Origin of the sequence: Amycolatopsis vancoresmycina (assembly GCF_000716785.1) — a bacterium.
Lineage (GTDB): Bacteria > Actinomycetota > Actinomycetes > Mycobacteriales > Pseudonocardiaceae > Amycolatopsis > Amycolatopsis vancoresmycina.
Genome location: NZ_JNYY01000004.1, coordinates 100,809 through 123,944, shown reverse-complemented (window position 1 = coordinate 123,944; position 23,136 = coordinate 100,809). Strand labels below are relative to the sequence as shown.

The following is a 23,136-nucleotide window of genomic DNA, read 5'->3' as shown; positions in this document are numbered from 1 at the left end:
CATGTCTTTGATACCGATTGCGCGAGTTAGGCCGAACGGGTTAACGGTGGCTCGCTGAGCGGTTCAGTTGACGCAGGGAACGCCCTCGGCCGTGATCGGTTTGTCATCCTCGGCGGCCGGCGGCGGGGCGGCCGCCTGCGACGACGTCGCGCCCGCGGCGCCGGCACCCGCGCCCGCGGCGGCGGTCGTGCTTTGGTAGTCGGCGCCGAGGAACACCGTCACGTGCCCGGCCTGGACGCTCTTGTCCTCCTGGACGGTCGGCGAGCCGCCGAGCGCGTCCGCGACCGCCTGCCCCTTGTCCCGGCCGCCCTTGGGCACCCAGATCACCGTGGTCTTGCGCGCGGTCGCGTTGGCCGTTTCGCCGGAGGTGAAGCCCTTGCCCTCGAGGGTCTTGGCGACGTTCGCGGCGAGGCCGGTGCGGCCGGAGGCGTTGCGGACGTCGACCGTGGTCGCCTTGTTGGCCGGGTCGGCCTGGTCCGCGGGCGGCGCGGTCTGGCCCGGCTGCGGCCCGGCGAGGCCCTGGACGAACTGCTTCACCTCGGCCGGGTCGACCTGGATGGCGACGCCGTCCTCGGGGGTCTTGTACTCGACGTTCTTCACCGGGATCGTGCGGAACTCGAGCTGGCCGCCGGTCAGGCCCTTCATCTGCTGGGCGAAGCCGAAGATGTCCCAGTTCTGGTTGAGCACGACCGACTTCTTGATGGCGTCGATCAGGTCGGACAGCTTCGACGGGTTGGTCAGCGTGCCGGCCGAGAGCACCTTGCGCGCCATGCCGGCCATGAACACCTGCTGGCGGACGACCCGGTCGAGGTCGCCGTTGGGCAGGCCGTGGCGCTGCCGCACGAACTCGAGGGCCTCGACGCCGGAGATCGTGTGCTGGCCCTTGGTGAAGTCCGCGCCGGAGTACTCGTCCTTGACGTTGTTCTTCAGGCAGACGTCGACGCCGCCGATGGCCTTGGTGATCTCGCTGAAGCCGAGCAGGTTCACCGCGGCGTAGTTGTCGATGGTCGAGCCGGTGAGCTTCTCGATGGTCTCGATGAGCTCCTTCGCCCCGGCCTGGTTGGCCTTGACGTCGAGCTCCTTCGGGTCGGTGACGCCCTGCTTCTGCAGGTCCTTGCGGGCCTGCAGCATCGCCCTGGCGTACGCCGAGTTGATCTTGTGCTTGCCGTAGCCGGGGATGTCGACGTAGGAGTCGCGCGGCAGGGACATCGCGACGGCCTTGCTGCCGTCGTTCGGGATGTGCACGAAGATCAGGGAGTCGGTGTTGAGCTCGCCGTCGGCGTCGCCGGCGCGCAGCTGGTCGAGCACCTCGCGCGGCAGCGGGTTGCCCTGGGCGTCGGTGCGGCTGTCGAGGCCGACCAGGAGGATGTCGCGGGCGCCGTCGGCGGGCTTCTCGCCGCCACCGCCGTCGCTGATCACGTTCTGGTAGTTCAGCCCGTTGACCAGGCCCTGCATGGCCGCCCACGCGTACCCGGTCAGGCCCATCACCAGCAGCGAGACGACGGTCAGCGCGATCTTCGCGCCGCGGAAGGAGTTGCGGCGGGCGCGCGGGGCCGGGCGCGGCTGCGGGCGGCGGGACGGCGACGGCGCGGCGCGCCGGGCGTCCGCCGGGTCACGGCGGGGTGCGGGGCGGCGCGGCGGCGGGGTGCCGCGCCGGGGAGCGTCCCGGCCTGGCTCGTCCTGCCAGGGCCGGGCGGGGCGGCGGCCGCCTTGCCCGTTCCGAGGCGGGTGATCCACGCGGGTGACTCCTCACTACATCGATCGGGTGGTGCCAGGGATGGGACGCATGGTGCCTGCCCCGGGTTGCCGTAGCGTTACACATCCCCCTGTGAATGTGTCATGCACCACCCATTTTCCCGCACCTTCGACGGTTTCGCCTGGTCAGGAAGGCACATTGGCCGTCGGCCGGACGGGCAGGAGCGTGCCGGCGGCGGCGAGCAGGGCGAAGCCGGCCGTGACGGCGTGCAGGGTGACGCCGAGGAACCCGGGCGTGCTGCCGCCGGCGGCGAACAGCAGCGAGGGCGCGCAGGCCAGTGCCGTGGTCAGCCAGGTGCCGGTCGCCGCGCCCGCCCCGATCCGGATCGTGTGCAGCAGGAACACCCCGAGCAGCAGGTGCACCAGGCTCTGGATCGGGTCGAGCCGCAGGCCGAGCAGGTCGGCGTCGGCCGCCACCCCGCCGAAGCGGGTCAGCGCGAAGCCGAACACGCCGAGTGTCGCGTAGCCGATCCCGAGCCCGGCCGCGGCGCGGGTCAGCACCGCCGTCCGGCGGCCGGGGTGGTCGGCCGCGCGCGGTGCCCGGGCGCCGTGGGTGTGCCGTTCGAACCACCAGAAGACGAGCGTCGCGGGCACCGCGAGCAGCCCGACCGCGACCAGCGTGCGGGGCCGGATCAGCCAGCTGAGCCCGTCGGCGATCCGGCCGGGCAGGTAGACGACGGCGACCAGCAGCAGCATCGCGGCGAGGAACGCCAGGTAGAGGCTCATCGGCGCGCGCAGGACGAACCGGAACGCGGTGACGACGCCGGGCCGGCCGCCGATCCGGGCCAGCGGGACGGCCAGCAGCCCGAGCAGGCCGAGCTGGACCAGGCCGAGCAGCAGCACGCCCCACGGCGGCGCCGACAACGCCGCGGGGGCGCCCGGGCTGCCGAGCAGGACGGGCGGCCCGTCCTTCAGGACACTCGCCACGGCGAGGCCCGCGACCCCGGCCGCGGCGGCCACGGCGAGCAGACGCCGAGACGGGCGTACGCCGTCAGCGTGCGCGAAGGCGAGTTGCTGGGCGAGGAGCGCGAGGGCGAACGTCGCGGCGTAGCGGGGCAGCGGCGAGCCGACGGCGTCGGCGGCCACCTCGCCGCCGACGACCAGGGCGAGCAGGCCGGCGGCCGCGCTCACCGGGGCCCGGCGGTGCAGGGCCAGCAGCGGGGGCGCGCAGACGATCGTCAGCAGGTAGACGCCGAGCAGCCAGAGCGGGTGCAGCGCGATTCGCATGACGGTCGCCGTCGTCCCCGCCGGGATCCCGAGCAGCTCGAGCGCGAGCGGCGTCAGCAGGGCGACGACCGCGAAGATCAGCGCCGGGCGCAGCAGCGGGCTGGCCCGTTCGGCCAGGTAGTGGCGGTAGCCGCCGCCCGCGGCCTGTTCGGCGCGCCAGCCGGCCGCGTTGGCGTGGCCGCCGGCGAAGAAGATCAGCGGGGCCAGCTGGGTGAGCCAGGTCAGCGGCCACAGCGCCGTCTCGTCCGCTCCGGCCCAGTGCACGAGCGCCGTCACGGATTCGCCGAGCAGCAGCACCACGACGCCGCCGGCCCCGAGCAGCGCCCAGCGGCTGACCTCGGCGGGCGTGCCGACGGGCGCGGGCGACCGCGGTTCGCGTCGCGCCCGCAGCCAGCCGCGCAGCCGGAAGACCAGCAGGCAGCCGATGACGAGCACCCCGGCGACCATCGGGCCGATCGGGTCGCCGACCGGCGGGCCCCAGCGCTGGTGCCACGAGTTGACGACCAGCCCGGCCGAGTAGAAGGAGGCGACGACCCGGCAGGTCAGGGCCGAGTTCATCGGGTTGAGGTCGCAGGTGTGGTGCATGTCGTACGACAGCCGGTCGTCCAGCGCCTCCCGGACCTCGGGCCCGAGCGGGTGGCCCTTGCGGTCGGCGTACCGGAGCAGGTCGTAGCCGAGGTCGTGGGCCTTGCACGGCACGGCGTAGTCCCACTTCGTGTTGTCGTCGCCCCAGGGCGTCGAGCAGCCGCCGTCGACGTGGACCGCGCGGACGGTGCCGTCGCGCGCCGGCATCGCGCCGGGGGTGACGCCGCTGAGCGCGGTGAAGTCCTTCGGCAGCCGCGCGAGGGCGTCGGGGTGCGGGCCGGGGTGGACCAGGGCGTCGATGGCGTTCTGCGCGGCGAGCACGTCCCCGGTGGGCGGCCCCTGGTCCGGCGGCGACGGCGGCCGCGAAGCGATCAGCCCGAACGCGAAGACGACCAGCAGGACCAGCAGCAGCCACCCGGACGTCGACCAGGGTCGGCGGACACGCGGCGGCTCGGACGGGGCTGGCATGGGTCCAAGGGTGCCAGCCCGGCCGCGGGGCCGGCATGGGGCTGGCCCCCGGAGTGCGCGGTGGTTTCCCGCAGCCTGCCCGGACGGCTGCCCGTTTCTCCCTGGTGCGCCCGGGACGTCCGGAACGAGACTGGAAAGGGGGCGCGGCGACCAGGAGGCTGCAGTGCGCTCGAGCGGATCGGCGGCGCCGGTGGAGGACACCGTCCGCGCCCTGCGGCGGCTCGCCCCCGGCGCTTCCCTGCGCGAGCCGCCGACACCGGAGCTGCGGCTGCTGGCGGCGGCGTTGCGCGACTGCGCGCCGGGTTCGCTGGCTTCGCGGCATCCCGAGGCGGTGGCGCGGGTGGTCCGGGGCGCGCAGCTGCGGGCCCTGCGACGGGCGATGACGGGGTTCTTCGGGACGGCGGGCCCGGAGGCGGCGCGGCTGGTCCGGGCGGCGCGGTTCGGCGAGGGGGCGGTGCGCGAGCGGCTGCGCGAGCCGGGCCTGCGAGCGGCGGCGCTGGGCTGGGCGGAGGTGCGCGGGTACCGGATGCTGGCGGGCGAGCTGTGCGGGGTGGCGGTGACGCCGGACGAGGAGGACGGGCGGGCAGCGGCGGAGCTGACGGTGGCGGCGCTGCTGCCGGCGGCCGACGCCGGGGAAGGGGGGCGCGAGGTCCTGCTGCCCGGGGCGGAAGGGGTGGGCGGCGCGCGGCCGGGGGCCGGCGCGGACCGGCTGCCCGGGCCTGGTTCGGGCGGCGCGGCGCCGGAGAGTGCCGGCGGGGACCGGGGGCCTGGGCCTGGTTCGGGCGGTGCGGCGCCGGAGGGTGCCGGCGGGGAGCGGCTGCTCGGGCCGGTGGCCGGTCGCCCGCCCACCGCGCCGCAGCGTCCCGGGACCGGCGAGCCGCCCGGACGGGCGGGCGGGGCCAGCGCCTTCCTCGATGTCCGCTCGGTGCGCGTCGGCGAGCGGGGGTTCCGGATCGATGTCCACGCCGATCCGCCCGTCGAGCTCCTCCGCGACCCCGGCGGCCTCGCGCTCCGGGCCCTCTGGTGGAACGGCCTCGGGCGGGTCGCCGACGATCTCGGGTACGAATACCTCCTGCTCGCCAAGGACTCCGCCGGGACCGGGGTCGTGCGGCACTGGTGCCACCCGCGCCCCGCCGCCGGGGCGCGGGTGCTGCGGCTCGAGTCCGCCGGTTACCGCGGTGAACGGCAGCTGCTCGACCGGGCCTCGGCCGGATCGTGTGCCGAGGTGCTCGTCAAGCTCGAACTCACCGTGCGGCTGGGGGCGTGAGGCTGTCCGGGGCGAAGCACACCTGGTCGCGGCCGTTCTCCTTCGCCAGGTAGACCGCCGCGTCGGCCGACTGCAGCAGGCGGTCCAGGTTGTCTCCGTGACGCGGGTGGCGGGCCACGCCGATCGACGTCGTGCGATCCGCGATCGTGGCCGGGTCGCCGCGCTTGTCCGTCGTCACTATGTGCAGTTTGGCGATCGCCGTCCGGATACGCTCCGCCGCGTCCCAGGTCGCTTCTTCGTCGATGTCCGGTAACAGAACGAGGAATTCCTCACCGCCGAAACGGCCCACCAAGTCGGCTGGTCTCGTCACTTCGTCGAGGGTTTGCGCAACGGTGCGGAGCACGTCGTCACCCGCCGGATGTCCATAGGTGTCGTTAATCCACTTGAAGTGGTCGAGATCGACCATCAGCAGTGCCAGTTGATCACCCGATCGAGCGGTCCGTTCGAGTGCCCGCTCCGCCGACTCCGACCAGCCGCGCATGTTGAGAATGCCCGTTTTCGGGTCCGTCCGGACGTCGTTCTGGAGCTGATCGAGTTCCGCGAGGCGATTGAAGACCACGGTGGCCACCGCCATCACGACGACCATCGGCGGGACGACGGCGAGCAGGATCGCGGTCACCGCGCCGAGGCCGATGGTGACCGCTTCGAGGAGGTTGTCGGCCGGGCTGCCCAGGACGTTACGCAGGGTCGGCTCGGACGAGAGTCCCAGCGCCAGTGCGCCGCCGACGTAGAGGATCTGGATCGCTTCGTAGACGACACCGGTCAGCACGATCGTGCCCGCCTCGTGCCAGAAGCCGCCCCAGCCGGGCTGCCCGAGCAGGTGCGGCCCGAGCGCGCCGTACGTCAGGTGCGCGACCGCGCCGGCCAGGCCGTGGGTGATCGACGAGAAAATGAAGTTGTGGGCCGGCCTGCGGGCGATGAACCAGTGTTGCAGCCGGATCAGGAAAACGACGAGCAGGGTCAGCGGCACCGGCAGGATCAACGCGGCGGAAAACGTCCACACCGCGGTCAGGTCGATCAGGACTTTTTTGGTGCGGTTGCGCCGCCGCTCCTCCTGCCGCTGCGTCAGTTGAATGTGGACGGTCGCCCCACCCGCGAGGATCCCGAAATTGATCCAGTCGCGATTTCCGGGCACCGCGGAATGGACGAAGGAAATCGCGAGCACGGTGATCGCGACGGCTTCCAGGCCGAGCATGAAGGCGATCAGCACCGGCGGGCGGCGCCAGAGCGCCCAGTTGCGGGGCCGGTACGGGTGGTCGCGCCCGGCCGGACCGCCTGCCGCGTCGTCGTGCGCGGTCACCGGCGGTGGCGCGGCCGCTCCCCGCGCCCGCCCGCCGGCCGCCCCGCCCGCGGCGGCCGGGTCGTCGTCTGGTCCGGGATGCAATTGGTCACCTCCTTTCCAGCCTAGCTCTGCGCTTGAGTAATCTCATCGGTACCTGCCAGAGTGTTGACGCATTCCGCGGCCGGGTATCATCCTTCACCAACAGAACCGCGCGTTCCCGGTCGAACTGACCGTCGAACGCGCTCAATCGCTTGTTCATGCTTCGCTTGACGGAGGTGGCGACCCGATGTCGAACCGCGACGGCTGACTCGGACGCGAATTGCTCGCCGTCCCCAGCTGAATGTCATTCATGATCTTGCCCTGCACGGAGAGGTGACGACCGATGTCGAACCGTGACGGCTGAAACCCGCGGAAAAACCGTTCATGACGACCCCGGCCCCGGTTCCGCACTCCCGACCCGGCGCCAGGACAACGCGACCGGGACGGCCACGAGCAGTCCCACCGCCCCCGCGAGCGCAATGGTCGCGTTCGCCGAACCGAGCGCCTGCGCGACCAGCCCGCCGACCCCCACCCCCACGCCCTGCGCGACCCGCAGCCCCGTCCGGTATAGCCCGCCGGCGCTGCCCCGGATGTCGTTGGGCACCCACGTGATGAACGTGGCCGTCACCGTGATGACGTACGCGCCGGTCGCCCCGGCCAGCCCGAGCAGCACCAGCGCGACCGCCAGGTCCGGCTTCAGCGCGAAGGCCGCGAGCGCGGCCAGCGGCAGGGCGGCCAGCACGCCCAGCAGCTTGCGGCGGTGTTCCGTCGAGACGAACCGCGAGAGCAGGAACGTCCCGACGACGAAACCCAGCGGATCGGCGGCCAGCAGCCAGCCGACCGCCTGGTCACCCGCGCCCAGCTGCGCGGCGAGCGGCGCGGCGAGGCCTTCCGGGATCACCGCGAGGCCGACGAGCCAGGACAGGTACAGCAGCACGCGCAGCCGTTCGTCGCCGAAAACCTGCCGGACGGCGCCGAACCACGGGGCGCCGCCGTTCCCGGCGGCCGGCCGCCGCAGCACCAGCAGCCGCACGGCGACGGTGGCGACCACGAACGTGAACGCGTCGATCGCCAGCGCCCACGACGTCCCGATGCTCGTCACGAGCAGGCCGCCGGCCGCGAGCCCGGCCAGCATCGCGGTGTTGTTCGTGATCCCGCGCAGGTCCTGGCTCTGCAGGTAGACGTCGTCGTCGGCGAAGATCTCCCGGCCGAGCGCGTTCTGCGCCGCGTTGCACGGCGCGTTCGCCAGCCGGGCGAAGACGAAGAGGACGAACAGCCAGCCCATCGGCATCCCGGGCACGGCCATCAGCCCGATCAGCACCGCCTGCGCGAACGAGCCGGTCGCGAGCACCGCGCGCCGCGGGTACCGGTCGGCGAGCTGGGACAGCCCGAGCCCGCCGGCGAGCGCGGGCAGGAACGTCAGTGAGTAGACGACCGCCGACAGCAGCGGCGACCCGGTCCGGTCGAAGATCAGGATGGCCAGCGCGACGATGGTCAGCTGGTCGCCGAGCATCGACTGCGTCTCGGCGAACCACAGCGCGCGGAACTCGCGGTTGGCCAGGACGGCCCGGAGCCGGGGTGTCGCGTGCGTCGTCACCTCGTCACCACCGTCCCCCGATCGAGTGAACATGGACCGTCCGCATTGTGCCTCGTCAGTGACGACCCCGTCCGGTGGAGTCACGTCCCACCACCGGAAAGCACTGACAGTATGCCGCCGGTCACGGCGCGGTGTCCCCGGAACGGCCGCCAGTCACCCCCTCGTGACCGGCTCGCGGGTACGTCCGGGCTGATCGAACCGGACTCGCTCGGCGCAGGGCGGCGGCCGCTCGTCGTCGCGGCGATGCCGCGTTGGACCGAATGGGCCAAGACTGGACACAGAGCCGGCCGGGGTGGACGGACCGCGCGCCGCCGGCGCCGCGCAGATCGGGGAGAAGCGATGGACGGGTTGATGCAGGGCAAGGCGGTCGTGGTGACCGGGGCCGGGCGGGGACTGGGCGAGGCGTTCGCGGTGCACGTCGCGCGGGCGGGCGGGGCGGTGGTCGTCAACGACGTCGACGCGGAGCTGGCGGAACGGACGGCGGAGACCATCCGGGCGCACGGCGGCCGCGCCGTCGCGAGCGGGCACAGCGTGGCCGAGGCCGGCGAGGCGCAGGAGATCGTCGACCTGTGCGTCAAGGAGTTCGGCGGCATCGACGGGCTGGTCAACAACGCCGGGCTAAACTACGAGGCGCTGCCCTGGGAGGACGACGCCGAGCAGGCGCGGGAGCTCGTCCAGGTGAACGTCCTCGGCGTGGTCAACACCGGGCTGGCCGCGATCAAGGCGATGGTCGACGCCGGCACCGGCGGCTCGATCGTCAACATCTCCTCGGGCGCTTCGCTCGGGCAGCGCAAGCTCGGCGTGTACGCGGCGAGCAAGGGCGCGGTCGCGTCCCTGACCTACTCCTGGGCGCTCGACCTCGAAGACGTCGGGATCCGCGTCAACGCCGTCTGCCCGCTCGCGCACACGCGCATGGTGTGGAAGTCCGAGCGTTCGCTGCGCGCCTGCCCGCCGGACCGCACGCCGGCCCGGATCGCGCCGGTCGTGCTGTTCCTGCTCGGCGCGGGCTCGGACGGCATCACCGGGCAGATGATCCGCTGCAACGGCCCGCAGCTGCACGTCATGGGCCAGCCGTTCCTCAAGCAGCCGATCCTCGAGCGCCCGGTGTGGGACACCGAGACCGTGCAGAAGGCGTTCGACGAGGTGTTCTCCGCCCACCTGGAGAACTACGGCCTGGAGAAGCGCGTCCCGCCGCGCCTGCGCAAGTGGACGGACACTTCGCCCCGCACCGCCTGACCGGGCCCGGTCGTGAGTGGTAAGGCGCGTTCTAACGCGCCTTACCACTCACGACAGCCGCGGCAGGGCTAGGAACCGGCGGCGGGCTCGGGGTCGCGGGCCGCCGCGTAGAGGGCTTCGATGTCGGCTGAATAGCGGTCGTTGATGACCCGGCGCTTGAGCTTGAGCGTCGGGGTCAGCTCGCCCGACTCGGGCGTCCACGTCTTCGGCAGGACGTGGTAGCGCTTGATCTGCTCGATCCGGGCGAGCCTGCTGTTGGCCGACTCGACCGCGCGTTCCAGCTCGGCGCGCACCGCCGGGTGGTCCGCGAGGTCTTCGGGCGCGGCCTCGACGCCGTTCGCCGCGGCCCAGCCGGGGGCGATCTCGTCGTCGAGCACGATCAGCGCCGTCACGTACGGGCGGTCGTCGCCGATCGCCACCGCCTGCCCGATCAGCGGGTGCTCCTTGAGCAGGCCCTCGACGCGGGTCGGGGCGATGTTCTTGCCGCTCGAAGTGATGATCAGTTCCTTCTTGCGGTCGGTGATCGTCACGAAGCCGTCTTCGTCGATCGTGCCGATGTCGCCGGTCGCGTACCAGCCGTCGGCGTCGGTGGCGTCGGCGATCGTGCCGTCCTCCTGGAGGTAGCCGAGGAACACGATCGGGCCGCGGACCAGCAGCTCGCCGTCCTCGGCGACCGTCACCTCGACGCCGTCGAGCGGCTTGCCCACGGTGCCGGCGCGGAAGTCCGTGCCGGAGTTGGACGTCGCCGCGCCGGTCGTCTCGGACAGGCCCCAGACCTCGCAGATCTCGATGCCGAGCCCGGCGATGAAGTAGATGATCTCGACCGGGAGGGCGGCCGCGCCGCTGGAGGCGACGAGCACCTTGTCGAGCCCGAGCAGCGCGCGCACCGGCGCCAGCGCGGCCTCGTCGGTCTGCCGGATCTTCTCGGCCAGCTCGGCGGGCACCGGCTGGCCGGCGCTGCGCAGTTTGTAGCCCTGCTGCAGCAGCTCGTTCGCCTGCAGCAGCGCGTTCCGCCGGTCTTCCGGCACGCCCGCGAGCATGTTCTTGAGCCCGGCGACCATCTTCTCCCACACGCGCGGGACACCGAAAAAGCTCTGCGGGTGCACCTTGCCGAGCGCTCCGACGACGCCGGACGGGTCGGCGAGGGTGTGCACGTGCCCCGCCCAGACGATCGGCAGGTAGATCGACAGCTCCCGCTCGGCGATGTGCGCGAGCGGCAGGTACGCGATGTTCGTCGCGTGCATCGGCGGGTGGTGCAGTTCGGTGACCGCGTACGCCTGGTGGATCGCGTTGCGGTGCGAGAGCACCACGCCCTTGGGGTCGCCGGTGGTGCCGGACGTGTAGATCATCGACAGCGGGTCGTCCGGCTTGATCTCCTGCCACGACCGTTCGAACGCTTCCGGGTCGGCGGCAAGCGCTTCCCGGCCCCGGGCACGCAGGTCGGCGAAGGCGAGGAAGCGGTCGTCGCCTTCGGGGATCGCGGCCGCGTCCAGCACGACGATGTGCCGCAGCGCCGGGAGGTCGTCGAGCACCGGTCGCCAGCGCGCCAGCTCGTTCTCCCCGCCCAGCACCACGACGGGCGCCGCGCTGTGCCGCGCGACGAACCGGATCTGGTCCGGGCTGAGGGTGGCGTAGGCGGTGCACGGGATCGCGGACAGGTGCGCCGCGGCGAGGTCGGCGACGATGTGGTCCGGGCAGCCGGGCGCCATGATGAGCATCCGGTCGCGCGGGGCGAGCCCGAGCCCGGCCAGCCCGCGGGAGACCTCGGCGATGGCCGTGCGGAACTCCAGCCAGCTCAGCGTCGGCTGTCCTTCGATGTCGAGCGAGGTGATCGCCGGCAGGTCAGGGTAGTCGACCGCGTTGCGGTGCAGCAGCCGCGGGATCGTCTGGCCTTCGGTCTGCTCGGCGACGGACGGGGTGGTCAACGCTGGCCTCCTCGGTGCTCCGGATGGCCACACTGTAGGGGCTCCCGACGCAGGTGGATAGAGAATCGCGGCCACGTCAAGCGCCCCCGTCGAAACGGACATCCCGGTCAGGCGCCCACGACTGTCCACTGTGTACACGGGCGCCCGCGCGGGAACCGCGCTTCAATGGAGGGACCACGGGACGCAGGGGGGACCGATGACGCGGTCGGCGCGCAAGCTGCTCGAAGAGATCCAGGCCGAACTCGCGCCGCGCGACGGCGACAACCGGCTCGTGCCGCTGATCACCGCCGGGCGGGCGCCGCGCGCGGTGTTCGCCGCGCTCGCCGCCGAGGAGAAGCTGATCACGCTGAGCGACTGGCGGAGCTTCCACGCACTGGCCGCGCGGGCCGACGAACCGAACGCGCGCACCTTCTTCGGCGGGCTCGCCCCCGGTGAGCAGCAGGCGAACGGGCTGCTCGACGCGTTGCTGGCGGCGACTGGTCCGGACCATGGGAAGGAACGGCCGCGCGCGGGCTGCCAGGCGTACCCGGCGTACGTCGCCTGGCTCGCGCTGAACGGCGAATCGTCGGCGACCGCGGCCGGGATCTTCGCGAACTTCTCCGCCTTCGGCCGGTACTGCCGGGACGTGGCGGCGGGCATGCGGGAGCACTACGGGTTCACCGCCGAGCAGTGCGCGTTCTTCGACTTTTTTGCTGCGGACGTTCCGGAAATAGAAGAACAAGCGCTCGCCGCGATCCAGGCCGGTCTCGACGCGCGCCGGCTCGACGAACGCGAGGCGCACCGCTGCGCCCGGCTGTTCCAGAGCTACGAGCTGCTCTTCTGGAACACGCTGGCCGACGAGTTTCCCGGCTGACGCGCCCGCCGGGCCGCGGAACCGGTTTCGGGCGCCAGCGCAGCGTGATCGACCGGCTGCGGGTGCGGATTGACGGGAATTCCGGCCTCCTGCCCGTGAAATCCGCGGCCGTGTTCGCCGATCCTGCCCATTCCGCGTTTCCGGGGCTGTCCACTCCGGACGAAGCCGGTCTCCGGGGGTGCCCGCGCGAGTCCGTGATGTTTGTCACCGAACGATTCGCCGCTGTCGTACGTAAAGGGCGCCGCCGGAGCGCGCGGCGATCCCGGGAGCGCTTCCAGTGCTCACCTTCGTGCGTGGAACGGAACTCGCCCTGCGACGGAAGTCACGACTTACGGTGGTGGACTTTCGAAGCGCAGGCAGGGAGTGTTGACGGGTCACCGTTCCAAGATCACGTTCTCGCCACGGACTTGACGCGCCCTGGAGGGCTGCCTAACGTCGTCGCGGGCGAAGCAGACCACGGTGATGTTGATCCGGCTGGTCGGAATCCGGGTGCAGACCACCTCGGGCGACCCGAAACCATGTACTGCCGGAAGGAAAACGGACCCAGGTGAAGCAGATTTCTCTTCGACGCAACCGGGGATCCTCGATTCGGAAGCGCGTGCTCACGATCGCGCTCATCCCCAGTGTGGCCCTGCTGCTGGTCGGCGTGGCCCTCGCGGGCTACCTCATCTACGACGCGGTCACCGCTCGCGATTACACCAGCCGGATCCGGAACTCGGAAGCCCCGGCGATCCCGTTCTTCGCCGCGCTCCAGCAGGAGCGCCAGGCGACCCTGAGCCTGCTGGCCGGGCAGAGCAACCAGCGGGCCGTGCTCGCGGCCGTCCGCCCGAAGACGGACGCGACCGCCGCGAAGGAGATCGAGAACCTCCGCGACAACTTCGCCGACTACGACAACACCCCGCCGAGCGTGCAGAAGAACATCGCCACGTTCTTCGGGCTGTTCCAGCAGCTGCCGCAGACCCGGCAGGCGGTCGACAGCGGCCAGATGCAGATCAGCCAGGCGTTCACCTACTACAACCGGCTGTTCGACCAGTTCACCGACGGTGTCGCCGGGCTGGCGCAGAACGCCCGTGGCGCGCAGAACGCGTTCGACCGGCTGACCGCCATCCCGCTGTTCACCGCGGCCGACGCGATGCAGCGCAGCGACGCGCTCGCCGCGGCCGGGCTGGCCGCGGGCGGCCTCACGAACGACGACTTCCGCGCCTACGTCGGCCAGGTCGGTGCCTACCACGCCCAGCTCGACGCGTCGGCGCCGAAGATGATCCCCGACGTCAAGGCGAAGTACGACCAGCTGCTGGCCAGCCAGCCGTGGCAGACGGTGAACCAGGTCGAGACCGCGTTCCTGCGCGGCGACCTGTCCAAGCTGCCGGTGCCGCAGGACCAGTGGCGCGCGGCCGCCCGCCAGGTCGGCGACGCGCTGATGGGCATCTTCGTCCTGCAGAGCTCGAACGCCAGCCAGGCCGCGATCGACGACGCCGACTCGACGTTCACCGAGTCGCTGATCGCCGGTGTGGTTGCGGTCCTGTTCGCGGTCTTCGTGGTCTTCGTCGCCGTCCGGCTGTCGAACCGGCTCATCGGCCGGCTGCACCGGCTGCGCGAGGACACCCTCGACGCGGCCGAGGTCCGGCTGCCGGAGCTGGTCGCCCGGGTCCAGGCGGGCGAGCCCGTCGACCTCGAAGAGGGCGGGCACTTCCTCGACCACGGCACCGACGAGATCGGCCAGGTCGCCGACGCGTTCAACAAGGCGCAGCAGACCGCCATCGCGGCCGCCATCGACGAGGCGAAGACCAAGGAGGGCACCAAGACGGTGTTCCTCAACATCGCCCACCGCAGCCAGGTCATCGTGCACCGCCAGCTCAAGGTGCTCGACCAGGCCGAGCGCAAGCAGGAGGACCCGGACCAGCTGGACACGCTGTTCCAGCTCGACCACCTCTCCACCCGCGCCCGCCGCAACGCGGAGAACCTGATCATCCTCGGCGGCGGCCAGCCGGGCCGCCAGTGGCGCAACCCGGTCGGGCTGGCCGAGCTGGTCCGCGGCGCGTCCGCCGAGACCGAGGACTTCGCGCGGGTCAAGGCGGCCGTGCTGCCGCAGATCGCCGTCCGCGGCCCGGTCGTCGGCGACCTCGTGCACCTGCTCGCCGAGCTGATCGACAACGCGACGTCGTTCTCGCCGCCGCAGTCGCGGGTCGAGATCCGCGGCAACGTGGTCGGCAAGGGCGTCGTGATCGAGGTCGAGGACCAGGGGCTCGGGCTCGAGCCGGACCAGACCGAAGAGATCAACGCGATGCTGGCCGACCCGCCGGACTTCGGGATCATGGCGCTGTCGGACGAGCCGCGCCTGGGCCTGTTCGTGGTCGCGCGGCTGGCCGCGCGGCACGGCATCCAGGTGCACCTGCGGGAGTCGGCCTACGGCGGCACCCGGGCCATCGTGCTGGTGCGCACCGACCTGCTGGCCCCGCTGGCGGAGCTCGAGCCGGAGCAGCCGATCACCCCGCCGAAGCCGGAGCTCGTCCCGAACCCGGTGGAGCCGGAGACCACGGCCAACGACGAGGTCGCGCCGCTCAAGCGGCCGGTCCGCCGCCCGGCCCGGCACCGCACCGAGCCGCCGATGGCCGTCCCGCCGGCGCCCCCGACGGCGCCCGCCGCCGTGACGCAGCCGCCGACGCCGGTCCCGCCGGTCACCGTGCCGCCGCCGGCCCCGGAGCGGTCGCAGCCGCCGTCCGCGCCGACGCCGGTCCCCGCCGCGTCCGTGTCGGAGCCGGTGAGCCAGCCGACCCAGGCCCAGCCGGCGGTGGCGCCGGTCCGGCCGCCCGCCCCGCCCGCCCGGACCTCGCGGCCGGCGCGCCCGGCGGCGCAGCAGCCGGTGTGGCCGCCGCAGGAGCCGCGGTCGGCGACGCCGGAAGGCCGTCCGCAGCAGCCGCGCCGCCCGGAGGCACCCGGCCGCCCGCCGCTGCCGCAGCGGCGGCGCCAGCAGAACCTCGTGCCCCAGCTGCGGGAGGACAAGCCCGCGACCGCGGCGGAGCGCGAAGAGGTCCGGCTGGACTCGCCGGAGGCCGCCCGCAGCAGGCTGTCCGCCTTCCAGCAGGGCACCCGGCGGGCCCGTGACGCAGAGTTTCCCGAGAACGACGACAGGTACGGAGAGCGCGAGTAATGGTCAACTCAGGCGCCCACGAGCTCGACTGGCTGCTGGACGACCTCGTCAAGCGGGTCGCCGGGGCGGACCGGGCGGTGGTGCTGTCCTCGGACGGCCTGCTCATCGGGCGGTCGGGCAACCTTTCCGAGGAGGATGCCGAGCACCTGTCCGCGGTGGCTTCGGCGTTCCAGAGCCTCGCCCGCGGCACCGGCCGGCACTTCGGCGGCGGCAACGTCCGCCAGACGATGGTCGAGATGGACCACGCGTTCCTGTTCGTGACGGCGGCCGGGCGGGGCGCCTGCCTCGCCCTGCTGGCCCGTGAAGACGCGGACATGGGGCTCGTCGCGTACGAGATGAACCTGATGGTGAAGCGCGTCGGCCAGGTCCTCACCTCGGCCCCGCGGACCGGCGCCGGCGTCCAGCCCACGTCGCCATGAGCGCACGGCACGAAGCCTGGTTCGACGACGAGGCCGGCCCGCTGGTCCGGTCCTACGCGGTCACGGGCGGCCGCACCCGGTCGGACACGCTCGGGCTCGACCTCATCACGCTCGTGGTCGCCCTGCGCACCGCGCACGAGGCGGGCATGCTCGAACCGGAGTACGCGCGCATCATCGCCTTGTGCCAGCGGCCGGTCTCGGTGGCCGAGGTGGCCGCCCGGGTCGATCTCCCGCTGCCCGTGGTGAAGGTGATGCTGAGCGACCTCATCGAGCAGAACCTGGTGCTGTTCCGTACCGCGGCACCGGTCCAGGAAACCCCCAACCGACACGTATTGCAGGCGGTTCTTGATGGCATCCGGAAACTCTGACCCCCGGCGGAACCTGACCGCGACCGCGGTCAAGGTACTCATCGCCGGCGGGTTCGGGGTCGGCAAGACCACGATGGTCGGCTCGGTGAGCGAAGTGCCGCCACTGCGGACCGAGGAGGTCATCACCACCGCGTCCGAGGGGGTCGACGACCTGTCCGGCGTCGAGCAGAAGACGACCACAACGGTCGCGCTCGACTTCGGCCGCATCACGATCAACCCGGACCTGATCCTCTACCTGTTCGGCACGCCCGGGCAGGACCGGTTCTGGTTCATGTGGGACGAGCTGGCCGAAGGCGCGCTCGGCGCCGTCGTGCTGGCCGACACCCGCCGGCTCGACAGCTGCTTCGCCGCGGTGGACTTCTTCGAGCGCCGCAACCTGCCGTTCGTCGTCGGCGTGAACTGCTTCGACGGCGCGTACCGCTACGGCACGGAGGAGGTCCGGCAGGCGCTCGACGTCGGCATGGACGTCCCGCTGCTGCTGTGCGACGCCCGCGAGCGGGAGTCGACGAAGCAGGTGCTGACCAGCCTGATGGAGCACGTGATGGCGCGGTCCGACCTCGCGGCCGCCCAGGGCGGCTACTGATCGGACCGCGCTGGGCCGCTCAGCGCTTGCGCAGGTTGTCGAGCGCGAAGCGGCCCGGGCCGATCGCGGCGAACAGCAGGAAGACCCACGAGTAGACCGCGGCGGGCTCGCCCATGTTCTGCAGCGGCAGCAGGCCCATCGGCGCGTGCACGGTGAAGTACGCGTAGGCCATCACGCCGGAGAGCAGGATGGCCGCCGGCCTGCTGGCGAGCCCGAAGAGCAGCAGCAGCGCGCCCACGAGCTCGAAGACGCTGCCCCACCAGCCGGGGAACGAGCCGAACGGGACGCCGCCGCCCTGGCCGTCGATCCCGCCGAAGAAGCCGAATCCCTGCAGGCCGTGGAAGCCGAACAGGAACGAGATCACGATCCGGCTCGCGCCGACGACGATGCCGGTGACGTCGGTCTTGCTCTGGGTGCCGCGGGCGATGGTGGCGGTCATGGCGGGTTCCTCTCCCTGGGGCTTGCTTGCCTTCTGCCTACGCGTCGAGTGACTTCTCCCCGGATCGACAACCCCGCCGGATTTTCTTCCGCCGGGTTTCGGGAGGATGGGCCGATGGCGGGCAAACAGAGTGCCGGGCTCCTGCTCCACCGCGGCCACGGCGGCGACGTCGAAGTGCTGCTCGGGCACATGGGCGGGCCGTTCTGGGCGAAGAAGGACGCGGCCGCGTGGTCGCTGCCGAAGGGCGAGCTCGACCCGGACGAGCAGCCGGAGGCGGCGGCGCGGCGGGAGTTCACGGAGGAGCTGGGGCTGCCGGCGCCGTCCGGTGAGTACGTCCCGCTGGGCGAGGTGAAGCAGTCGGGCGGCAAGGTCGTGACGGCGTGGGCGGTGGCGGCCGACCTCGACCCGGCGGCCGTGGTGCCGGGGACGTTCACCATGGAGTGGCCGCCGCGCTCGGGTCGTCAGCAGGAGTTCCCCGAGGTCGACCGGGTGGCGTGGTTCCCGATCGAGGTGGCCAGGGAGAAGCTGGTGAAGGGCCAGCTGCCGTTCCTGGACCGGCTGCTGGCGCTGGTCAGCGGCTGAGCAGCGCGTCCAGCGGCTTGGCGGTGAAGGCCGGCAGCACGACGTCGGCCTGCCCGAAGTCGAGCCGCTCGGTGATCGCGTTCGGCACGGCGACGCAGGTCAGCCCGGCGGCCTTGGCGGCGGTGACGCCGTGCGGGGTGTCCTCGAAGGCGATGGCCTCGGTTGCGCTGGTGCCGAGCGCGTCGAGGGCGGCGAGGTAGAGGTCGGGATCGGGCTTGGCCTTGTGGAGGTCCCCGGTGAGGACGGCGTCGAAGTGGTGGTCGATGCCGAGCCGCCGGAGGTGCGGGCGCACCCAGCCCCCGGACGAACTGGAGGCGACGGCGAGCTTGAGGCCCTTTTCCCGCGCGGTTTCGAGGTAGCTTTCGACGCCCTCGCGCGGACCGAGGGTCTCGAGCAGTTCGTGGACGCGCGCTTTGGTGACCGGCCGCATGGCTTCGGGATCGATGCCCGGGGCGTGCTCGGCGAGCAGGGCGAACATGGCGGGCGTGGTGTGCTGGGTCCCGATGACGGCGTACCAGGCATCGAGCGGGAGTTCGGTGCCGTGGGCGCGGAAGACTTCCTGCCAGGCTTGCAGCACGGCGGACTCGGTGTCGGCGAGCGTGCCGTCGAAGTCGAAGACCAGGGCGCGGGTGGGCACGGGTGCACCATGCCCGGCCGGAGATCGTTCGGGCAAGGGAGTTGTGACGAGCCGCTTAGGCGAGGAAGAACTCCGTCAGCACCGGGGCCAGGGCCGGCGCCTTCACGATGTGGGTCTGGCCCGGCAGCGTCCGGTACTCCGCCGACGGCAGCACCTTCGCCAGCGATGCCACGCCGTTGCGCATCCACTCCGGGCTGCGGCCGCCGTCGATCGCCAGTGCCGGGACCTTCACCTCCGGCCACGCCGCCGGCAGCGGGTGGCCCGACTGGTGTTCGCCCACCACCGCCGTGTCGTACGGGAGCGTGTGGGCCACTCGCTTCAGCTTGGCCCAGAACGGCATGATCCGCATCAACGCCACCGTCACGCCGCTCAGGCCGACGCCTTCGGTCATGAACATCTTGACCGCCTTGCCGCGCTTCCCCTCCTTCAGCGCTTCGTCGAGCCGGGTTGCGTAGTCGACCGGGACGCGGGGGCGCGAGTTGTCCACCACGAACGGTGGCTCGTACAACGCCAGCCTCGGCGCCGGGAGGCTGCGGGCTGCTTCGAGGGCGAGCGCCGCGCCCGACGAGATGCCGAACAGGAACGCCTCGCCGCCCGCTTCCTTGACCACCGCGGCCAGGTCCTCGACCTCGCGGGCGACCGTGTACGGACCCGTGTCGGTGCTCTCGCCGCGGCCGCGGCGGTCGTACGTGTACACCGTGAAGCGCGCGGCCAGTTCCTTCGCCAGCGCGTCGTTGGGGGAGGAGCCGCGGTAGCACATCGCGCCGTCGACCAGGACCAGTGCGGGTCCGGAGCCGGTGCGGGTGTAGGCGATCTTCGTGCCGTCGGCCGAGGTTGTCGTCGTCATGCGGACAGCCTGACTCCGACTGCTGGATCTGTCAAGACAAAAAAAGTTGTCGGTAAGGCCCGCCGAAGCGGAGAGAAGGGGGTGATCAGGCCGAGCGCAGCGTGAGGAGCGTGATCTCGCTGGGCGCGAAGATCCGGAACGGCGGCCCCCAGAACCCCGTGCCCCGGCTGTTGTACAGCTGGGTCGGCCCGTGCCGGGTCAGGCCGGACAGCGTCGGCTGGTCGAACCGCACCAGGAGGTGGAACGGCCAGATCTGCCCGCCGTGCGTGTGCCCCGAAATCTGCAGGTCGACGTCGGCCTCGCGGGCCTGGCGGACCTGCTTGGGCTGGTGGGCCAGCAGCACCACCGGAACGCCCTCGGGCCGGCCGGCCAGCGCCGCGGGCAGGTCGGGGCCGTGGCCGGGCAGGCCGGACGCGGTGCCCGTCGGGTCGTCGATGCCGGCGAACAGGATCCGGTCGCCGCCGCGCTCGAGCAGCGTCGAGCGGTTGTGCAGGGTGTCCCAGCCGAGCCCTTCCATGTGGTCGAGCCACGCCTGGGCTTCGCCGAAGTACTCGTGGTTGCCGGTGATGTAGAACCGCCCGAGGCCGGCCTGGACGCCGCCGAGCGGGTCGACCTGCTTGCGGCGCTTCGCCACCGCGCCGTCGGCGAGGTCGCCGGCGTGGCAGACGACGTCCGCCTCCAGGGCGTTGACCGCCGCGACCACCTGCTCGGACCACTTCGTGCGGTCGATCGGCCCGAAGTGGGTGTCGGTCAGCACGGCGACGCGCAGGCCGTCGAGCCCCGGGCCGAGCCGCGGGATGACGACGTCGACCGCCTTCACCGGCGGCACCCGCATGGCGACGCGGTTGCCGTGCACGAGCAGGACGGCGGCGACCAGCGCGGTCGCCCCCGCGACGATCCGCGACCGCAGCGGGTCGTCGACGCCGAGGAGCGCCACCCGCAGCACCAGGCTGAGCACGGACCAGCTCCACAGGACCCAGATCACCGCGAGGAGCGAGTCGCCGAGCCGCGCGGCGCCGTCCTGCTGCCGCCGTGCGTGCCCGCGGACCATGGCGACCGGCATGGCGACCATGGCCAGCGCGAAGACCGCCGTCCCGGCGAGCGTGCCGGCGGTGCCCCAGTCCGGCGCCAGCACCAGCGTCCACCACGGCACGGTGAACAGCACGACCAGCGCCAGGAGCGGCACGACGACCAGTTGGCCTCTCATCGAACCAGATTACAGCCCACCGGGCTGTTAGCGTTTTGGCTACTCTGGTGGGGAAGGAAGGGGACGCCGTGCACACACTGCTGGATCTGGCCTTCCCCGCGTTGACCAGCCCGACCGCGCTGGTCGCCTTCGCCTCCCTCGCCGCCGCGAGCCTGCTGGTCGTCCTGCTGGTCGGCAGCACCCACCGCGCCGAGCTCGCGTTGTGGTCGGTGCCGGTGCGCAGCCGCGTCACGGCGTTGCGCCGCCGGGCCCGCCGCGCCGAGTCGATCCGGCTCCGCGATCCCGGCGCACCCGGCCGCAGCAGGCCACGAGCACCCGGGTTCCGCAGCACGGCTGCGTAGGGCCCGGCTCCGCGCAGCCATTCCGCTCACCCCATCCCTTCCCCTCGTGCGGAGTGCTGCCCGTGTTCGGTTTTCTCGACGTGCCCGTCGCCGGCGCGTACCACCTGATCCACTGGCTCAGCGGCCCCTTGCCGGCGGCGCTGGCCATCGTCGTCTTCACGTTGTCCGTGCGGCTGGTGCTGCACCCGCTCGCCCGGTCGGCGGCCCGCGGCGAGCGCGCCCGGGCCGCCCTGCTGCCGGAAATCCGGGCGCTGCAGGAGAAGCACGGCCGCGACCGGGACCGGCTGGCCGCGGAGATGACGAAGCTGCAGCAGGAGTCCGGGACCTCGCTGTTCGTCGGCTGCCTGCCGATGCTCCTGCAGCTGCCGTTCTTCACGGTCATGTACCGGCTGTTCACCACGGCCACGATCGGCGGCGAACCCAACTCGCTGCTCGGCGCGACCCTGCTCGGGACGCCGCTGGGCGCGCACGGCCTGGCCGGCAGCCCGCTCGTGTTCCTGATCGCGGCCGGGCTCGCCGTCGTGGCGTGGTTCACCGTGCGCCGGCAGCCCGCCGCCGGTGACGTCCCGGGCGGGAAGCTGCTGCGGCTGCTGCCCTACGGCACGGTGCTGGCGACGCTGGTCGTGCCGCAGGCCGCCGGGATCTACCTGCTCACCACCACGGCGTGGAGCGCGGCGGAACGGGCGTTGCTACGACGCGGCTCGTGAGCGCCGCCAGTCCTCGACCGCCTCTTCGGCGTCCACCAGCGCCACCGTGAGCGGCGGGCCGGAGAGGTGGTTGAGGTAGGCATGGCGGATGCGGGTGTTGAGGTCCTCGACGAGCTCCCGCACCCGCCGTTCGGTCCGCTCCGCGGCGAGCCGGTCCGGCAGGTCCTGGACCTCGCGCTTGAGCGCGAGCGCCGGGGGCAGCAACGCCTTCGTGTCGTGGCCGCCCTTGCGGACTTCGCGCAGCACCCAGTCGGTCGCCGCGTCGTTGCCGGTCGGCTTCGGCAGCGGCTGCCCGGTGCCGGGCAGGTCGTCGAACTCGCCGCGCTCCCTGGCCTCGTCGATCTGCCGGTCGACCCACCAGCGGAAGGACACCTTGGGCGGCTTGCGTGCGGTCATCGGTGACACCCCCTCCGTCCGCCTTCCAGGGTAGTGTCCCGGGAAAAGCGAGGGGACCGCATGACCGTCGAACGCAGTGGTGCCGAGGACATCGACCGGACGCTCGCGTTGCTCTGGCGTGCCCGCGGCGGCACCCCCGAGCCGACCAGGGGCCGCCGCCCCACGCTGACGATCGAGCGGATCGTCGCCGCGGCGGTCGCGGTCGCGGACGCCGACGGGCTCGCCGCCGCGTCGATGCACCGCGTCGCGAAGGAACTGGGCGCCGGCACGATGACCCTGTACACGTACGTGCCGGGCAAAGCGGAGCTGGTGGACCTGATGGTCGACGACGTCCTCGTCGGGCGGCGGCTGCCGGGCCCGGGCGAACCGCGCCCGGGGGACTGGCGCGCGCAGGTGGCGCTGTACGCCGAGCGGACGCGGCAGGCGTACCGGGAGCACCCGTGGCTGTGCGAGGTCTCGCGCGTCCGGCCGCCGCTCGGCCCCGGCCAGCTGGCGGGCCAGGAGTACCTGCTGTCGATCATGGACGCGCTGGGCCTGCCACCGCGCGAGGCGGTCGCGGCGGCCAACGGGATCGGCACCTACGTCGACGCGAACGCGGCCCTCGACGCGGAGAACACCCGGCTGGAGCGGAGCACGGGCCAGTCGACCGAGGCGTGGTGGCACCAGCGGTCGTCGTTCTGGGAGAACTACTTCGTGGTGGACGCCCACCCGGCGATGAACCGCATCTGGCTGGGCGGCGGCTTCGACCAGGGAGCCAAGGCCCAGGGGGACACGGCGTACGAGTTCGGGCTCAACCGGATGCTCGACGGGATCCAGGCGCTGGTGGACTAGCACCGCCGCCGCGACGGAACCCGTAACCGGCGTGATTGGGGCCGTGACCGGCGTGATTGCGGCCGGAACTCGCGAGTTACGGCCCTGATCACGCGAGTTACGGGTCTGATCACGCGAGATCCGGGGCTGATCACGCGGCTAGCGGCGCGTGCGCCACCTCAGGCGGCGCCGCTCCTGCGTCGGCACCGAGGGCGCCGCACCCTCGCGCAGTACCTCCCGGCACTCCGGGTCGAACCGGCCGGGTTCCTCGATCATCGGGGCCGCCAGGACCTCGTGGCCGCAGACCGCGCGGAAGCGGCCCTCGTGGCGGCCCGCCGCGAACTCGTCCTCGGTGATCGCGTGGGTGTAGCCGTCGGTGTCGCAGCGGATGTGCACCAGGAACGGTTCCACCGGG

22 protein-coding genes are annotated in these 23,136 nt (G+C 72.4%); 11 read left to right on the top strand and 11 right to left on the bottom strand.

Features of this window, described 5'->3' with window-relative positions; genetic code table 11:
* Window positions 1–63: 63 nt before the first annotated feature.
* The gene (locus OO60_RS10245; protein WP_033261266.1) at window positions 64–1,737 is read right to left on the bottom strand and encodes an LCP family protein; all 1,674 of its coding nucleotides are present in this window, start codon (window positions 1,735–1,737) and stop codon (window positions 64–66) included.
* A gap of 144 nt (window positions 1,738–1,881) precedes the next feature.
* Window positions 1,882–4,035, bottom strand: a complete 2,154-nt coding sequence (locus tag OO60_RS10240; protein ID WP_033261265.1) for a phospholipase A2 — start codon at window positions 4,033–4,035, stop codon at window positions 1,882–1,884.
* A gap of 163 nt (window positions 4,036–4,198) precedes the next feature.
* On the opposite strand from OO60_RS10240, the gene OO60_RS10235 reads away from it, so the two are divergent.
* A complete protein-coding gene (locus OO60_RS10235) occupies window positions 4,199–5,302 on the top strand; it encodes a hypothetical protein (protein ID WP_033261264.1) in 1,104 nt (367 codons plus the stop codon).
* On the opposite strand, the gene OO60_RS10230 is transcribed toward OO60_RS10235, so the two are convergent.
* Together OO60_RS10230 and OO60_RS10225 are read right to left on the bottom strand one after the other, a co-directional pair.
* Window positions 5,280–6,686: a GGDEF domain-containing protein gene (locus OO60_RS10230; protein ID WP_033261263.1), complete on the bottom strand. Its 1,407-nt coding sequence runs from the start codon at window positions 6,684–6,686 to the stop codon at window positions 5,280–5,282. The two genes, OO60_RS10235 and OO60_RS10230, sit on opposite strands and share 23 nt — an antisense overlap.
* A 319-nt stretch (window positions 6,687–7,005) precedes the next feature.
* Window positions 7,006–8,253: an MFS transporter gene (locus tag OO60_RS10225; RefSeq protein WP_033261262.1), complete on the bottom strand. Its 1,248-nt coding sequence runs from the start codon at window positions 8,251–8,253 to the stop codon at window positions 7,006–7,008.
* 306 nt (window positions 8,254–8,559) lie between these two features.
* Between OO60_RS10225 and OO60_RS10220 the strand changes: the two genes are divergently transcribed.
* Window positions 8,560–9,456 carry an SDR family NAD(P)-dependent oxidoreductase gene (locus OO60_RS10220; protein WP_033261261.1) on the top strand — a complete coding sequence of 299 codons (897 nt, stop codon included), beginning with the start codon at window positions 8,560–8,562 and terminating at the stop codon, window positions 9,454–9,456.
* A 68-nt stretch (window positions 9,457–9,524) separates the two neighbouring features.
* Here OO60_RS10220 and OO60_RS10215 read toward each other — a convergent pair whose 3' ends face one another.
* Window positions 9,525–11,381 (bottom strand): AMP-dependent synthetase/ligase, encoded by a 1,857-nt coding sequence (locus OO60_RS10215; protein ID WP_033261260.1) that lies wholly within the window; start codon window positions 11,379–11,381, stop codon window positions 9,525–9,527.
* Between the two features lie 196 nt (window positions 11,382–11,577).
* Here OO60_RS10215 and OO60_RS10210 point away from each other — a divergent pair, with 196 nt between their 5' ends.
* From OO60_RS10210 to OO60_RS10190, 5 genes are all read left to right on the top strand, one after another.
* A complete protein-coding gene (locus OO60_RS10210) occupies window positions 11,578–12,234 on the top strand; it encodes a hypothetical protein (protein ID WP_033261259.1) in 657 nt (218 codons plus the stop codon).
* A gap of 598 nt (window positions 12,235–12,832) precedes the next feature.
* Window positions 12,833–15,385 (top strand): sensor histidine kinase, encoded by a 2,553-nt coding sequence (locus OO60_RS10205; RefSeq protein ID WP_033261258.1) that lies wholly within the window; start codon window positions 12,833–12,835, stop codon window positions 15,383–15,385.
* Window positions 15,385–15,804: a roadblock/LC7 domain-containing protein gene (locus tag OO60_RS10200; RefSeq protein ID WP_004561732.1), complete on the top strand. Its 420-nt coding sequence runs from the start codon at window positions 15,385–15,387 to the stop codon at window positions 15,802–15,804. The genes OO60_RS10205 and OO60_RS10200 overlap by 1 nt, the downstream gene beginning before the upstream one ends.
* Window positions 15,801–16,172, top strand: coding sequence for a DUF742 domain-containing protein (locus tag OO60_RS10195; protein WP_004561733.1), 372 nt, complete (start codon window positions 15,801–15,803; stop codon window positions 16,170–16,172). Before OO60_RS10200 ends, OO60_RS10195 begins: the two co-directional genes overlap by 4 nt.
* On the top strand, window positions 16,153–16,755 hold the full coding sequence (locus OO60_RS10190; RefSeq protein WP_004561734.1) for a GTP-binding protein: 603 nt from the start codon (window positions 16,153–16,155) through the stop codon (window positions 16,753–16,755). The genes OO60_RS10195 and OO60_RS10190 overlap by 20 nt, the downstream gene beginning before the upstream one ends.
* 19 nt (window positions 16,756–16,774) lie before the next feature.
* On the opposite strand, the gene OO60_RS10185 is transcribed toward OO60_RS10190, so the two are convergent.
* Window positions 16,775–17,194 carry a DoxX family protein gene (locus OO60_RS10185; protein WP_033261257.1) on the bottom strand — a complete coding sequence of 140 codons (420 nt, stop codon included), beginning with the start codon at window positions 17,192–17,194 and terminating at the stop codon, window positions 16,775–16,777.
* 114 nt (window positions 17,195–17,308) lie between these two features.
* Here OO60_RS10185 and OO60_RS10180 point away from each other — a divergent pair, with 114 nt between their 5' ends.
* Complete coding sequence (locus OO60_RS10180; protein ID WP_004561737.1) at window positions 17,309–17,776, top strand: NUDIX hydrolase; 468 nt, start codon at window positions 17,309–17,311, stop codon at window positions 17,774–17,776.
* On the opposite strand, the gene OO60_RS10175 is transcribed toward OO60_RS10180, so the two are convergent.
* The 3 genes from OO60_RS10175 to OO60_RS10165 form a co-directional block, all read right to left on the bottom strand.
* Window positions 17,766–18,413, bottom strand: coding sequence for an HAD family hydrolase (locus OO60_RS10175; RefSeq protein WP_004561738.1), 648 nt, complete (start codon window positions 18,411–18,413; stop codon window positions 17,766–17,768). The genes OO60_RS10180 and OO60_RS10175 overlap by 11 nt on opposite strands.
* A gap of 55 nt (window positions 18,414–18,468) precedes the next feature.
* The gene (locus OO60_RS10170; RefSeq protein ID WP_004561739.1) at window positions 18,469–19,260 is read right to left on the bottom strand and encodes an alpha/beta fold hydrolase; all 792 of its coding nucleotides are present in this window, start codon (window positions 19,258–19,260) and stop codon (window positions 18,469–18,471) included.
* A gap of 85 nt (window positions 19,261–19,345) precedes the next feature.
* Window positions 19,346–20,467, bottom strand: a complete 1,122-nt coding sequence (locus OO60_RS10165) for a metallophosphoesterase (protein ID WP_240490923.1) — start codon at window positions 20,465–20,467, stop codon at window positions 19,346–19,348.
* A 68-nt stretch (window positions 20,468–20,535) separates the two neighbouring features.
* Between OO60_RS10165 and OO60_RS10160 the strand changes: the two genes are divergently transcribed.
* Together OO60_RS10160 and OO60_RS10155 are read left to right on the top strand one after the other, a co-directional pair.
* Window positions 20,536–20,808 (top strand): DUF6412 domain-containing protein, encoded by a 273-nt coding sequence (locus OO60_RS10160; RefSeq protein WP_004561741.1) that lies wholly within the window; start codon window positions 20,536–20,538, stop codon window positions 20,806–20,808.
* 62 nt (window positions 20,809–20,870) lie between these two features.
* Window positions 20,871–21,515, top strand: coding sequence for a YidC/Oxa1 family membrane protein insertase (locus OO60_RS10155; protein WP_004561742.1), 645 nt, complete (start codon window positions 20,871–20,873; stop codon window positions 21,513–21,515).
* On the opposite strand, the gene OO60_RS10150 is transcribed toward OO60_RS10155, so the two are convergent.
* The gene (locus tag OO60_RS10150) at window positions 21,498–21,911 is read right to left on the bottom strand and encodes a DnaJ family domain-containing protein (protein WP_004561743.1); all 414 of its coding nucleotides are present in this window, start codon (window positions 21,909–21,911) and stop codon (window positions 21,498–21,500) included. The genes OO60_RS10155 and OO60_RS10150 overlap by 18 nt on opposite strands.
* Window positions 21,912–21,971: 60 nt before the next feature.
* On the opposite strand from OO60_RS10150, the gene OO60_RS10145 reads away from it, so the two are divergent.
* Window positions 21,972–22,742: a TetR/AcrR family transcriptional regulator gene (locus tag OO60_RS10145; RefSeq protein WP_004561744.1), complete on the top strand. Its 771-nt coding sequence runs from the start codon at window positions 21,972–21,974 to the stop codon at window positions 22,740–22,742.
* Between the two features lie 138 nt (window positions 22,743–22,880).
* Here OO60_RS10145 and OO60_RS10140 read toward each other — a convergent pair whose 3' ends face one another.
* Window positions 22,881–23,132, bottom strand: coding sequence for a hypothetical protein (locus OO60_RS10140; RefSeq protein WP_004561745.1), 252 nt, complete (start codon window positions 23,130–23,132; stop codon window positions 22,881–22,883).
* Window positions 23,133–23,136 lie beyond the last annotated feature (4 nt).